This is a genomic window from Amycolatopsis sp. NPDC024027 (genome assembly GCF_040638975.1).
Lineage (GTDB): Bacteria > Actinomycetota > Actinomycetes > Mycobacteriales > Pseudonocardiaceae > Amycolatopsis.
The window spans coordinates 203,656-216,623 of sequence record NZ_JBEZYY010000006.1 but is presented as its reverse complement, the minus strand read 5'-3'; the positions used below and the strand labels follow the sequence as shown (position 1 = coordinate 216,623).

Genomic DNA, 12,968 nt, shown 5'->3' with positions numbered 1-12,968 from the left:
CGCCGGCGTCCGGCGAAGTTTCACGCCGGGGGCGCCGCCCAGGCCTCGGGGTCGTCCCACGCGGACAGCCGTCGCTTGCTGGTGAAGCGGCGGTGCGCGCCGGTCAGGGGGTCGTCGAAGTCGAGGACCTTGGCCAGCAGCTGCAGGGGTTGCGTGAAGTCGCCCAAGGGTTTCTCGTGCAGCCGCGGGTAGAAGTCGTCGCCGAGGATCGGGATGCCGAGTCCGCTCAGGTGCACGCGCAGCTGGTGGGTCCGGCCGGTGGCCGGGACCAGGCGGTACCGGCCGAGTCCGGCCCGGTGCTCGAGCAGGTCCACGTACGTCTCGGCGTTCGGTTCGCCCGGCACCTCTTGGGCGGCGAGCACCCCGCGTTCCTTGACGATCCGGCTCCGGACGGTCCTCGGCAGCGTCAGCGCCGGGTCGTACGGCGCGATCGCCTCGTACTCCTTGTGCACCCGGCGGTCGCGGAACAGCGTCTGGTACCTGCCGCGCGACTCCGGGGTGATCACGAACATCACCAGCCCCGCGGTGACGCGGTCCAGGCGGTGCGCGGGGGACAGCTGCGGCAGGTCGAGCTCCCGGCGCAGCCGCACCAGCGCCGTCTCCAGGATGTGCTGCCCGCGCGGGATGGTCGCCAGGAAGTGCGGCTTGTCGGCGACGAGCAGGTGCTCGTCGCGGTGCACGACCTCGATGGCGAAGGGCACCGGCACCTCGTCCGGCAGGTCGCGGTGGAACCAGATGAACGAGCCGGGCGCGTAGGGGGTGTCGACGCCAAGGGGGCCGTCGGTGCCGTGGATGCGCTCCTCGCGCAGCATCTCCTCGATGCGGTCCGGTGCGACGCGCGGCAACCGGTCGACCAGGTGCGCCAGCAGGGTCGGCCACTCGCCGTCGGGCAGTTTCAGCCGGGCGGGGTCCAGCCCGTGGCGCGGCGGGATCGGCGGGCGGAGCTTGCGTCTCATCGTGCCCCGACTGTAACTGTGCCTAACCCTCCGACGGCGTCCGGTAGCGCGCGAGGTAGCGGGCGGTCGCCTCGGCGTTCTTCGCTTCGGCGGCCTCGGCGCGGAGGCGGCGGCCGGTGTGGTGCGGGAAGCCCTGCCGGCCGAGCCGGTGCTCGATGCTCTCTTCCATGTACGCGCACGAGTAGAAGTACGCGACCAGGGCGGCCATCAGGACCAGCGAGAGCCGCAGCCAGATCGAACCGGGCAGCAGCAGCCACACCGCGCACAGCGGCACGATGCCGATCGACCGCTGGAGCACGAACCGGGCCCGCCAGTGCTTCGACGTCGCATCGTGCAACGCCCAGTCGTTGTAGCGCTCGGGGAGCCGCACGCCGACGGCGTAACCGAACCAGCGGAGCACACTCGGTCGTTCCATGGCTTCGAGTGTACACTAATACTTAGTGCACTAATCATTAGCGCGACCGATGACACAGTAGGATCGGGACATGATCGACCTGGGTGAGGACCCCCTGAAGCTGGACCGGCAGGTGTGCTTCGCGCTGTCGGTGGCTTCGCGCAGCGTGATCGCGATCTACCGGCCGCTGCTCGAGCCGTACGGCCTGACCCATCCGCAGTACCTGGTGATGCTCGCGCTGTGGGAGCGGTCGCCGCGCTCGGTGAAGGACCTCGGCGCGGCCCTGCGGCACGAGCCCGCGACGCTGTCACCGCTGCTCAAGCGGCTGGAGGCGCTCGGGTACGTGACGCGCACCCGCAGCCGCTCGGACGAACGCCGGCTGACGGTCGAGCTGACCGGGCCGGGCCGGGCGCTGCGGGCCGAGGCGGAGAAGATCCCGTACAAGGTGGTCGAGACCCTCGGCATGGACGTCTCCGAGCTGGAAGCCCTGCACGGCGTGCTGACGCGGGTGATCGACGCGACCGCCTGAGGAATTCCCGGCCGTGCCGCGCGTTGCTCCCGGAGAGAGCCTTCCGGGAGGAACCGTGCTGAAGATCAGGTTGGGCGTCGCGCCCGCGGCCGGCACCGGGCCGGCGGAGTTCGCCGGGCTGGCGGGGCAGCTGGAGGATGCCGGCGTCGACTCGCTGTGGCTGTCCGAGCTGGTCTACTCGCCCGAGGTCGACCCGATGATCGGCATGGCGCACGCGCTGGCGCGGACCTCGAAGCTCAAGGTCGGCACCGGCGTCGCGATCCTGCCGGGCCGGCACCCGGTGCTGGTCGCCAAGCAGCTGCTGACGCTGGCCGGGCTGGCGCCGAAGCGGGTCCTGCCGGTGTTCGGCCTCCGTCCGGCGCGCGCCGCGGAAACCGGCCTGTTCCCGGTGCCGCCGAACCGCCGCGCCGCGGTGTTCGACGAGTCGCTCGTGCTGCTGCGCCGGCTGCTGGAGGAGGACGAAGTCTCGTTCGACGGCGAGTTCTTCCAGGTCGACGGCGTCCGCCTCGGTCCGCGTCCGGCGAAGCGCCTGGACGTCTGGCTGGGCGGAACGGCCCCGGCGGCCCTGCGCCGGACGGGCCGCCTCGCGGACGGCTGGCTGGGCAGTTTCCACACGCCGGCGCAGGCACGCGACGCCCGCATCGCCATCCAGCGGGCCGCGGCGGAGGCGGGGCGCGAGATCGAGGAGGACCACTTCGGTCTCAGCCTGGTCGTGGCGGACCGGGGAATCCCCGGCGAACTCGCGGCGGTGGCGGAACGCCGCAGCCCCGGCGTGCCGGTGACGGACCTGGTGGCGACGAGCTGGCCGGAGGCCCGGCGGCTGGTGGAGCAGCACATCGAAGCCGGGTTGTCGAAGTTCGTGCTGCGGCCCGGCCACGCCGATTTCGACGGCTTCCTGGAGAAGTTCCAGGCGGAACTGGTGCCGCTGCAGAACTAGCGTCGCGAGTTGTTCGACGTTCGGAATGGCCGGAGCCGGCTCGCTCCCCGAACCGGCCCGGTCAGTGCGGACTTCCGGCCGCGGCGATGCAGTGAATGACTCATTCACCTCGTCCGACGCCATGAGTGAGTCATTCCTGGCGTCGGGCCGGCCGCCGCCAGGAAACTGTCAACGAACCTCGAACGCGCGCCACTAGCCGTGGTGGAGGTTGCCGTGCACCTGGCCGACCTGGATCGCGGTCCCGTGTTGTGTGCCGCTGATGATGTTCGTGGTGCTGCCCGGCGCCGGTGCCTCGATGGCGGCCTTCGCCTCGGCCAGGTCCTCGGCGTAGTCGCCGCCGGCGCCGTGGCGCAGCAGGTCTCCGCTCGGGTTCGGGATGTAGAGGTAGACCGTGCCGCGGTACTCCTTGACCCGGACGTCGGCCGGGACGACCTTGGACGCGGGCAGCTGGGCGTATTCGCCGGCCAGGACGTCTTCGAAGATCCGCTGGGAGAGCGCCACCGCGAGGAAGGTCTGGTCGGGGTCCGAGCGCTCCAGCACCGCGCGCACCGGGGCGGCGTCGAGCAGCCGGTGGGTGGTGATCACGGCGCTGCCGATGGCGGCCGCCGAGGTCGTGCCCGGCTCCGGTTCGAGGATCGGGCCGACGTTCAGGCTGGCGCGCATCCGCAGGCGGACCGACCGCGTGGCGGCCCGCAGGCGCGTGTCGCGCTCGGCGAGCACGGCTTGGAGTTCGTCGAAGAACCGGGTCACCACGGCGGGCAGGAACCGGGGGTCGAAGCCCAGTCCGTAGCCGTCGCCGGTGCCGTGCGGGAAGAGGGCGGTTTCCCAGACTTCGCGCAGTCCGGCGCGGGTGAACGCCTGGGACAGCACATCGGGGATGGCGGCGGACACCATCGCCTGGGTGGCGGCGGAGTTGCTGCCGAATCCCTTGGTGTCGACGACCAGCAGGGCGCGGTAGGGCGGCAGTTCGGCGAGCACGGTGAGGCCTTCCTGGTCGTGGCCGTGGCCACCCGATTCTGACGGACCGCGGACCCCCGGTTCTCGTACGTTCGAGGGTAATTCCCCGGTTTTCCGCGCCGCCGGCAGCGGGTGGCGGGGTTGCTCTGCGCGGAACATCCCTGGGCGAATTGCCCGGTACCTATCTTTTGTCCTGTCCGACGAAAGTCGGTACCGCGGCGGCCCGGCGCGGGATCACCCTCGACCCCACCGGATCACCGGTGCCGGGCCGGCCCGTCCGGCTCGTCCCGGCGCGGCCACCCCTCGCGCCGGCTTCGCCCCGCGACCGCGAAAGTGAGTTACCGGCATGCGCAGAACGTCCCCGGGACACCACCTCCTCGCCCGCTCCGCCACCACCCTCCTGGCCGCCACCGCGGCCATCGGCTTCTTCAGCCCCGCTTCGGTCTCCGCCGCCACCATCGACGGCTACTCGGCCACCGTGCAGCGCGAAGCGGTCGCTTCCCTCGCCGCGGCAGCCGGGATCGGCGAGCCCGCCGCCGTCGCCCTGCTGCGCACGCAGGCGGCGAGCGTCGGCACCCTGCAGCACGTCACCGCTTCCCTCGGGTCGCGTGCCGCCGACGGCTACCTCGACGCCGCCGCCAAGCCCGTCGTCAACGTGCTGGACCAGGCCGCCGCCGAACAGGCCGAGCAGGCCGGCGCGCGGGCCCGGCTGGTCCGGCACTCCAGCGCCGCGCTGGCGAGCGCGCAGGACACGCTGCAAGCGCTGCCCGCGGTGGCGCACACCTCGATCGGGCTCGACCCGAAGGCCAACCAGGTCGTGCTGACCGTGGCCGACGCCGCCAAGGACACCGCAGCCCTGCTGAAGGCGGCCGCGTCGCTCGGTGACCGGGTCCGCGTGGAGCGGGTCACCGGCGAGATGCACACCGCGATCTACAACGGCGAAGCCATCACCGGCGGCGGCACCCGCTGCTCGGCGGGCTTCAACACCAGCCGCGGCGGCCAGAACTACCTCATCGACGCCGGCCACTGCACCCGCGCGGTGGCGCAGTGGAACGTCGGCCCGTCGCAGGGCTCGAGCTTCCCGACCAACGACTACGGGCTCATCCGCAACACCACCGGCAGCGCGCCCGGCGCGGTCACCCTGTGGAACGGCACCACCCAGCGGATCAGCTCCGCCGGCACCGCGACCGTCGGGCAGCGGATCAGCAAGAGCGGCAGCACCACCCACCTGACCTCGGGTTCGGTGCAGCGGACCAACGTGACGGTGAACTACGCCGAAGGCTCGGTGCACCAGCTGATCCAGACCGACGCGCTGGTCAACCCCGGCGACTCCGGCGGCTGCCTGTTCGCCGGCAGCGTCGGCCTGGGCATCACCTCCGGCAAGGGCGGCGGGAGCTCGTACTTCCAGCCGGTCGGCGAGGCGCTGAGCGCCTACGGCGTCACGCTGAACTGAGCCGCCGCCGGTGGGGGCACCACGCCGGTGCCCCCACCGGTGCGTCAGTCGCGGCGGTGGAAGATGAGCCGGTAGCCGGCCAGGATGATCAGGGCGCCCAGGACGGCCAGGCCCCAGGTGCGCAGGTCGAAGAACGTGCCCAGCTCGGTGTGGAACAGCGTCTTGCCGACCCAGCCGCCGACGAACGCACCCGCGATGCCCAGCAGGATCGTGATGATGCAGCCGCCCGGGTCCTTGCCCGGCATGAGGGCTTTCGCGATCACCCCGGCGATGAGACCCAGCACGATCCAGGCGATGATGCCCACGGGGGTTGTCCTCTCGTCCGCTGCCTTTGACGGCTGCCTATTGACGGCACAGGATGGCAGGCACCGGCCCCGGGAGCGCGCCGGGCCACGCCGACGTGATCGGGATCTCACCCGGTCAGCCCCGGGGGAACGGACCCCACCCCGTGACGGCGAACGCGCCGCCGCGGCGTTCGACCTCCAGCGCGCTGTGCCCGCCGAAGTGCGCGGGCACGAGCAGGACGTGCTCGTCGGCGGCCCAGCCCAGCAGGCGCTGCCGGGTGGCGCGGGCCTGGACCGGGTCTTCGCAGAAGCAGCTGTTGTGCCCGGGTTCCGCGAGCTGTACGGGTGAGTGCAGGACGTCGCCGGCGAACAACGCGCGATCGCCCCCGGAGGCCAGTTTCACCACGCTGGAGCCGGGGGTGTGGCCGGGCGCGGCCTCGAGCCGGAGGTTCGCATCGATCGTGTGGGCGTCCTCCCACAACCGGACCTGCCCCGCCTCGAACACCGGCTGGATGCTGTCTTCGAAGGCGTGTTCGTTCACGCCCCCGGTGACGGCCGGGTTGCGCGCCGGGTCCCAGTGCTCGAAGTCCGCGCGGGGCATCAGGTGCGTCGCGTTCGGGAACGTCGGCACCCACGTGCCGCCGTCGAGGCGCGTGTTCCACCCGATGTGGTCGAGGTGCAGGTGGGTGTGCACGACCAGGTCGACGTCCTCCGGTCGGACGCCGGCTTCGCGGAGCCGGTCCAGGTAGTCCAGCCGGAGGTGGTCCCAGGCGGGGACGGCCGGGCGGTGCTTGTCGTTGCCCACGGCGGTGTCGATCAGGATCGTGCGGCCTTCGCTGCGCAGCAGCCAGGTCTGCATCGACGACACGACCAGGTCGTCCGCGGTGAGGAAGTCGGGCTCCAGCTCGTGGCGGTGCTCCTGCCACGCCGATTCCGGCAGGTCCGGGAAGAAGTCCCGGGCCGGCATGATCGGGCCGTGCTGCTCTTCGACACGGGTGACGGTGACGTCCCCGAGTTTGATTTCGGTCATTTTTTCCTTCTCGGTGGGGTTTTCCGGGCACGTCGAAGCCGGCCTCCCTCGCGGGTGCCTTCGGACGGGACCGGGTTTTTCAGCCGCGCGCCGGCAAGGTGCCGTGCGCGGTGGCCGTGGTGTGGGTCAGCAGGGTCATCGCCGCGTGCGAGGCGGAGCCGGGCTCGGTGGTGGCGACGACGACGTGCTGCTCCTGCTCGGTGAGCAGCGCCTGGTGCGTGACCGTCATCGGGCCCACCAGGGGGTGGTGCATCTCGTGGACCGCGGTGCCGCCGGCCTTGACGCGCTGGTCCGCCCACCACGCGGCGAACTCCGTGCTGCGGACGGAAAGCTCGCCGACGAGGGCGGCGAGGCCGGGGTCGTCCAGGTGCCGCCCCGACGCCATCCGCAGCATCGCCACCACCGCACGGGCCTTGGCGGGCCAGTCGGCGTACAGCTCGCGGGTGTGCGGGTCGAGGAACACCAGCCGCGCCATGTTCGGGCGCTGTCCGGGCCGCTCGGGCGCGTCCGGCGCCAGGTGCCCGGCGAACAGGGCGTGGCCGGCGGCGTTCCACGCCAGGACGTCGCTGAACCGGCCGAGCACGACCACCGGCACCTCGCCCAGGGTGGCCAGCAGCTGCCGGACGGCCGGCGTGACGCGCTCCGGCGCCGGACGGGGCGTGGGCGGCCGCCGGGCACCGGTGGCCAACTCGTGGAGGTGCCGTCGTTCGGCGTCGTCGAGCCGGAGGGCCCGGGCCAGCGCGTCCAGGACCTCCGGCGAAGCGTTGGCCGACTGGCCCTGTTCGAGCCGCGAGTAGTAGGGCGCGCTCACCCCGGCGAGCTGGGCGAGCTCTTCGCGGCGCAGGCCGGGCACCCGCCGGCGGCCGCCGTAGGTGGCCAGGCCGACGTCCTCGGGCCGCAGGTGGGAGCGGCGGGTCTTGAGGAACTCGCCGAGGCGTCGTCTGGCTTCCATGCAGCCAGTATGGGCAGCGGCGGGGTGGCGCAACCACACCCTCGCGGGGTCAGTCAGGGCGCACGGAAAAGGGCCCGCCCGGGAACTGTCCCGGACGGGCCGTGCGTGCTCGGGCGGCTCAGCCACCGCCGTAGGTGGCCTGGGTGACCGCGAAGACGTTGCGGTTGCCCGCGCCTTCCTGCAGCGACCACAGCAGGTCGGCGCTGGTGTCGTCCTCCCAGTACGAGAGGCTCTCGCCGCTGCCCACCCAGGAGAACGTCTGCGCGGCGGCCGCCGGCTTCCAGTAGTACAGCTGCTTCGAACCGGAGGAGTTGAACCACCAGCGGCCGTTGTGCGAGGCCACGCCGTTGAGCTTGTACCAGGGCAGCTGCAACGCCTGGCTCGCCGTCGTCGTCGCGGCGAAGGTGCCGGTGGACGCGAACGGGTAGCGGATCGCCCGCGGCGCCCGGTTCGGGTAGTCCGTGCAGCCGGACGCGCAGGTGTACTCGGTCATCACGATCGACTTGCTGACGCGGTCGAGGGAGATCGACGACCACGCGAGGTTCGTGCCCGACGTCGTCTTCGAGGCGATCGAGCCGACCTGCGGCAGGACGTAGGCGTAGTTGTGGGCGTAGTACGTGGTGCCGCTCTGGTGGCCGATCTGGTCGGCGGTGCCGCCGCTGTTCGTCTTGAGGATCTTGCGCATGTCGAACACGCGCATGCCCTTCCCGGTGTCGGCGACGTAGAGGTAGTCGCCGTACCAGGACATGCCGCCGGCGTGGATCGGGATGTCCTTGAAGTCCGGCGCGTCCGCGGTCCCGGTCGGCTCGACCAGCAGGATCTTGCGGTAGGCGTTCGGGTAGTCGGCGTCCCAGTCGACCAGGGTGATCCGGCTGCGGGACTGGTCGCCGTCGCAGCCGTCCTTGGAGTACCAGCTGACCGCGATGAGCTGGTGCCCGTCGTAGTTGCCGCCGTTCGCCGTCCCCACGGCGTCGCGGCTGGTGGTGATGCCCTGCGGGTAGTTCGTGCAGTCGGAGTTGTCGCCGCTGTCGAACCGGAAGCCCGTCGAGAGCCCGGCGACGGAGAACGAAGACGGCAGCGCGGTGCGGTCGTGGTTCGCGTTCTCCATCACGGTGTGGACGGCCGCGGTGCCCAGTGTCGAGACGAGAGCACTGTTCACCGCGTCGAACTGGTTGTAGTTGGCGGTCAGGGTGTACTGGCCGGCGGGCAGGGTGGCCGGCGCGGCCGCGGCGGCGGCCGCCGGCGTGGCGACCAGGCCCGCCAGCACGCCGGCGGCCAGCGCGGCCTTGGCGAGTCGGTGTAGTGACATGGGAGCCATCGTCCGGCTCGCTCGTACAAGAGTCGTACAACCGGTCCACATCGGACACTTCAGGCCGGTGGGGCGGCCGCCCGCCGGTCGAGGACCTTCAGCGCCTGTTCGCACCACCGCAGGTTCTCCCGCTCGAACGACAACCCCCGCATCAGCGTCAGGTAGGGGCCGACCCGCTCGGCTCCGGCGAGGTAGTCGTCTTCGAAGCGGCCGTCCAGCAGGCGCGCGCGAAGCCGTTCGTACCCCGCGATCTTGGTTTCCGCCCGGGCCAGCCGCTCCGCCAGCGCGTCCCGGACCGCCGCCCGGTCGCCCGCGTCCACGGCCTGCACCTGCACCAGCAGCTCGTCGCGGATCACACCCGGGCGGGGCGGCCGGGCCGTGAACTCGTGCAGCGACCGGTGCCCGGCCTCGGTCAGCGAGAACAGCCGCTTGTCCGGCCGGCGCTCCTGGTGGACCACCCGCGCCCGCACCAGGCCGTCGGCCGCCATGCGGTCGAGTTCCCGGTAGAGCTGCTGCGGGGTGGCCGCCCAGAAGTTCGCCACCGAGGCGTCGAACCCCTTCGCCAGGTCGTAGCCCGACGCCTCGCCTTCGAGCAGCGCCGCCATCAGCGCGTGCCGCAGTGCCATGCTCAACTAGTTGACTGCTTCGCGCTGGATCTGCTCGAACTGCGCCGCCATCGCCTCCGCGAGCGCCTGGGCCGCCGAGAGCGGCCGGACCATCACCGTGAACTCGTCGATCAGGCCCTCTTCGTCGAGGTGCAGGAAGTCGCAGCCCTCGACCCGCACGTCCCCGATCCGGGCCTCGAAGACGAGGGCGTGATCCCGGCCGTCGCCGCCGGTCAGCTCGCGCACGTACCGGAAATCCTCGAACACGCGGAGCACGCCGCGCAGGATCGCGGCGGTGATCGCCTTGCCCGGGTACGGCTTGAACGCGACCGGGCTGCGGAACACGACGTGCTCCGCCAGTGTCGCGGCCATGGCGTCCGGATCGCGTGTCTCGACGGCCTTGCGGAAGCTGCTCATGCCCACCTCACCTACTCAATTTGTTGACTAACTCGGGAAGCGTACCTTTTCGCCTTGAGTGACCGCTCGACGACGCACAGCTTCACCACAGGCCTGCCACAGCTGCCCTCGCCACGCTGGCCCAAGGCCGGGTCAGGCGGAAGTCAACCGGCCATTACCCACCACGAAGGGACAGGCATGGGAAACGACGATCACGAGGGCCAGCGGGTCAGCCGGCGTCGGCTGCTCGCCGGCGTGAGCTCGGTCGGCTTGGGCGCGCTCGTCACGGCGTGCGCGGGCCGGAGCGCGGTCACGACATCCACCGGGGAGACGGTCGCGCTGCAGGCGGTCACCGACGCGGACCTCACCGCCCTGTTCACCGGCGCGCGGACGTGCACCCTCACCGCGTCCACCACACAGGGGCCGTACTACTTCGACGCCGACAAGATCCGCAGTGACATCCGCGAAGACAAGCAGGGCACGAAGCTGCGGCTCGCCCTGCAGGTGCAGGACAGCGAGACGTGCCAGCCGATCCCGCACGCGGTGGTCGAGATCTGGCACTGCGACGCGGGCGGCCTGTACTCCGGCGCGGAGGCGGCCTCCAGCGGCGCCGGCACCCCGCCCACCGGCACTCCGCCCACCGGGACCCCGCCCACCGGGAGGCCGCCCGGCGGTGGGGGCGCCGATCTCATTCCCACCGACGACAAGCGGTACCTGCGCGGCGCCCAGGTCACCAACCAGCGCGGGATCGTCGAGTTCACGACGATCTGGCCGGGCTGGTACCGCGGCCGCACCGTCCACGTCCACGTGATGGTGCACGTCGGCAACGAGAAGACGCTCACCACACAGCTGATGTTCGACGAAGCGGTGAACGCGCAGGTGCTGGCGACCCAGCCGTACGCGCAGCGCACCGGCCGCGACACCTTCAACGACGATGACTCGATCTACCGGCCGAGCATGCTCCTGAAGGTGACCCGGGCCCGCGACGGGTATGTCGGCTGCATCGTGCTCAACGCCGACCCGGACCACGACGGCGCGTAGTGCCTCAGGGCTGGGCGAGCCACTCGGCGAGCGTGGTCTCCGCGAGCCGCGCGCCCGGTCCCGGCAGGAGGTCCTCCGGCCCCGGCACCGCGCCGAAGTACGGCGCCTCCGGGTCGGGTGACCACCTGCCGCGGGTCGGAGCGCGCGGTCAGCACCGTGCGCACCACTCGTCGAGCCCGAAGACCTCCGGCCCGGCGATCTCGGTGATGCCGCCGATCGGGTCCCCGGCGGCGGCCCGGCCCACGGCCGCGGACACCTCGGCGGCGAACTCGAAGATGATCCGGACTGCACCGGGCCGGGGTCAGACCTTGTCCGTCCGCTCTCTCGTCCCAGGGCACGCAGCCGTCCCCGGGTCTGTTCGGCGGGAATCTCACCACCTGGCCAGCAGTTCGTGATACCGCGGGCGTATAACGGCCTACACGGTGGCGCGACGGGGTTCGTACTGGGCTCGCAGCGCCTTCTTGTCCGGCTTGCCCAGCCCGGTCATCGGCAGCGACGCCGCCACGATCACCTGCTTGGGCACGTGCACCGGGCCCTTGCGCTCCCGCACCGCCGCCTGGATTTCGCCCGTGAGGCGCTCGAGGTCGTGGTCGGCGTCCTCGCGCAGGACCACGACCGCGGTCACCGCCTCGCCCCACTTGTCGTCCGGGGTGCCGATCACGCCGACCTGCGCCACCGCCGGGTGCTCGGCCACCACGTCCTCCACCTCGCGGGGGAACACGTTGAACCCGCCGGTGACGATCATGTCCTTGACCCGGTCGACGATGAACCAGAAGCCGTCCTCGTCTTCGCGGGCGACGTCGCCGGTGTGCAGCCAGCCGTCGCGGAACGTCTCCGCCGTCACCTCCGGCAGGTTCCAGTAGCCGCCGGCGAGCAGCGGGCCGGCCACGCAGATCTCGCCCGGCTCGCCGGGTGCCACCGGGGCGCCGTCCGCGTCGAGCAGGGCGGTGCGCAGGAAGGCCGACGGGCGGCCGCAGGACGCCAGGCGCGCGTCGTCGTGGTCGCCCTTGGCGAGGTAGCTGATCGCCATCGGGGCCTCGGACTGGCCGTAGTACTGGGCGAAGATCGGCCCGAACCGGTCGATGGCCTCGCGCAGGCGCACCGGGTTGATCGACGCCGCGCCGTAGTACACCGTCTGCAGCGAAGACAGGTCGCGGGTGCGCGAGTCCGGGTGGTCCATCAGCGCGTAGAGCATCGTGGGCACCAGCATGGTCGCGGTGATCCGCTGCTCTTCGATGATCCGCAGGACCTCGGCGGGGTCGAACTTCGGCACCACGATCAGCGAGCCGCCCTTGAGCAGCGTCGGGGCGAAGAACGCGGCGCCGGCGTGCGACAGCGGGGTGCAGATCAGGAACTTCGGTGCCTCGGGCCATTCCCACTCGGCCAGCTGGATCTGCGTCATCGTGGTCATCGCCTGCGCGGTGCCCATGACGCCCTTGGGCTTGCCGGTCGTCCCCCCGGTGTAGGTGATCGAGACGACCTGGTCCGGCGGGAGCGCGACGGGCACGAGCGGTCGCGGGTCGAACGTCGCGGCGGCCGCCGTCAGGTCCTTGCCGACGTGGGCGAGCTTTTCCGGGACCGGGCCGATGGTGAGTACCTGGGTCAGGCCCGGAACCTTCTCGAGCAGGCCGAGGGCGCGGTCGGCGAAGGCGGGTACCGGGTCGATGATGAGCGTGGTGATGCCGGCGTCGGCGAGGATGTAGGCGTGGTCGTCGAGCGACCCCAGCGGGTGCAGCGCCGTGCGCCGCGAGCCCTGCAGCTGGCCGGCGGCGATGATGAGCAGGACTTCCGGCCGGTTCAGCGACAGCAGCGCGACCGGCGCGCCCGTGCCCGCCTCGAGCGCCTCGAAGGCCTGGGCGTATTGGCTGACCTGCTCGGCGGTCCGGCCCCCGGTCATCGTGGTCTCGCCCAGCACCATGACGGGCTTGTCCCGGTGGCGCTTCAGGGCGGAGACGACCAGGTGGCCGAGGTGGTTCGGATACCGCATCGCCTGTTCGTCCATCCCGGCCCCTTCGCACGGTCGAATGCGCACAGTCAAACTAGAACATGTTACTGTTTTCGACACCATACGCGGATGGATGCCGGTTTGTCAGCTGGCGAGACGGGTGGAACGAGTTCCAGCGGG

14 protein-coding genes are annotated in these 12,968 nt (G+C 71.5%); 4 read left to right on the top strand and 10 right to left on the bottom strand.

From position 1 onward, the window contains the following. Positions 1 to 20: 20 nt before the first annotated feature. Together AB0F52_RS17580 and AB0F52_RS17575 are read right to left on the bottom strand one after the other, a co-directional pair. On the bottom strand, positions 21 to 956 hold the full coding sequence (locus tag AB0F52_RS17580; protein ID WP_360171397.1) for an RluA family pseudouridine synthase: 936 nt from the start codon (positions 954 to 956) through the stop codon (positions 21 to 23). A 22-nt stretch (positions 957 to 978) separates the two neighbouring features. Continuing rightward, on the bottom strand, positions 979 to 1,371 hold the full coding sequence (locus tag AB0F52_RS17575; protein ID WP_360171394.1) for a DUF5313 domain-containing protein: 393 nt from the start codon (positions 1,369 to 1,371) through the stop codon (positions 979 to 981). 70 nt (positions 1,372 to 1,441) lie between these two features. Between AB0F52_RS17575 and AB0F52_RS17570 the strand changes: the two genes are divergently transcribed. Next, positions 1,442 to 1,879: a MarR family transcriptional regulator gene (locus AB0F52_RS17570; RefSeq protein WP_360171390.1), complete on the top strand. Its 438-nt coding sequence runs from the start codon at positions 1,442 to 1,444 to the stop codon at positions 1,877 to 1,879. A 55-nt stretch (positions 1,880 to 1,934) separates the two neighbouring features. Then, positions 1,935 to 2,816 (top strand): TIGR03854 family LLM class F420-dependent oxidoreductase, encoded by an 882-nt coding sequence (locus AB0F52_RS17565; RefSeq protein WP_360171387.1) that lies wholly within the window; start codon positions 1,935 to 1,937, stop codon positions 2,814 to 2,816. Between the two features lie 192 nt (positions 2,817 to 3,008). Here the strand turns inward: AB0F52_RS17565 and AB0F52_RS17560 are convergent, their stop codons facing one another. Next, entirely contained in the window at positions 3,009 to 3,794 is a 786-nt protein-coding gene (locus tag AB0F52_RS17560) for a hypothetical protein (protein WP_360171384.1), read from the bottom strand. Positions 3,795 to 4,119: 325 nt separating this feature from the next. Between AB0F52_RS17560 and AB0F52_RS17555 the strand changes: the two genes are divergently transcribed. Next, a complete protein-coding gene (locus tag AB0F52_RS17555; protein ID WP_360171382.1) occupies positions 4,120 to 5,226 on the top strand; it encodes a S1 family peptidase in 1,107 nt (368 codons plus the stop codon). Between the two features lie 44 nt (positions 5,227 to 5,270). On the opposite strand, the gene AB0F52_RS17550 is transcribed toward AB0F52_RS17555, so the two are convergent. The 6 genes from AB0F52_RS17550 to AB0F52_RS17525 form a co-directional block, all read right to left on the bottom strand. Then, entirely contained in the window at positions 5,271 to 5,531 is a 261-nt protein-coding gene (locus tag AB0F52_RS17550) for a GlsB/YeaQ/YmgE family stress response membrane protein (RefSeq protein WP_103335934.1), read from the bottom strand. 115 nt (positions 5,532 to 5,646) lie between these two features. Then, the gene (locus tag AB0F52_RS17545; protein ID WP_360171379.1) at positions 5,647 to 6,540 is read right to left on the bottom strand and encodes an MBL fold metallo-hydrolase; all 894 of its coding nucleotides are present in this window, start codon (positions 6,538 to 6,540) and stop codon (positions 5,647 to 5,649) included. Positions 6,541 to 6,619: 79 nt separating this feature from the next. Continuing rightward, on the bottom strand, positions 6,620 to 7,492 hold the full coding sequence (locus tag AB0F52_RS17540; RefSeq protein WP_360171376.1) for a helix-turn-helix transcriptional regulator: 873 nt from the start codon (positions 7,490 to 7,492) through the stop codon (positions 6,620 to 6,622). A gap of 118 nt (positions 7,493 to 7,610) precedes the next feature. Then, positions 7,611 to 8,801, bottom strand: a complete 1,191-nt coding sequence (locus AB0F52_RS17535) for a hypothetical protein (protein WP_360171373.1) — start codon at positions 8,799 to 8,801, stop codon at positions 7,611 to 7,613. A gap of 59 nt (positions 8,802 to 8,860) precedes the next feature. Then, a complete protein-coding gene (locus AB0F52_RS17530) occupies positions 8,861 to 9,427 on the bottom strand; it encodes a PadR family transcriptional regulator (RefSeq protein ID WP_360172037.1) in 567 nt (188 codons plus the stop codon). A gap of 6 nt (positions 9,428 to 9,433) precedes the next feature. Next, positions 9,434 to 9,823 (bottom strand): nuclear transport factor 2 family protein, encoded by a 390-nt coding sequence (locus AB0F52_RS17525; protein ID WP_360171370.1) that lies wholly within the window; start codon positions 9,821 to 9,823, stop codon positions 9,434 to 9,436. Between the two features lie 177 nt (positions 9,824 to 10,000). Here AB0F52_RS17525 and AB0F52_RS17520 point away from each other — a divergent pair, with 177 nt between their 5' ends. Beyond that, positions 10,001 to 10,843: a protocatechuate dioxygenase gene (locus AB0F52_RS17520; protein ID WP_360171367.1), complete on the top strand. Its 843-nt coding sequence runs from the start codon at positions 10,001 to 10,003 to the stop codon at positions 10,841 to 10,843. Between the two features lie 415 nt (positions 10,844 to 11,258). On the opposite strand, the gene fadD8 is transcribed toward AB0F52_RS17520, so the two are convergent. Further along, positions 11,259 to 12,845 (bottom strand): fatty-acid--CoA ligase FadD8, encoded by a 1,587-nt coding sequence (gene fadD8 / locus AB0F52_RS17515; RefSeq protein ID WP_360171364.1) that lies wholly within the window; start codon positions 12,843 to 12,845, stop codon positions 11,259 to 11,261. Between the last annotated feature and the right edge of the window lie 123 nt (positions 12,846 to 12,968).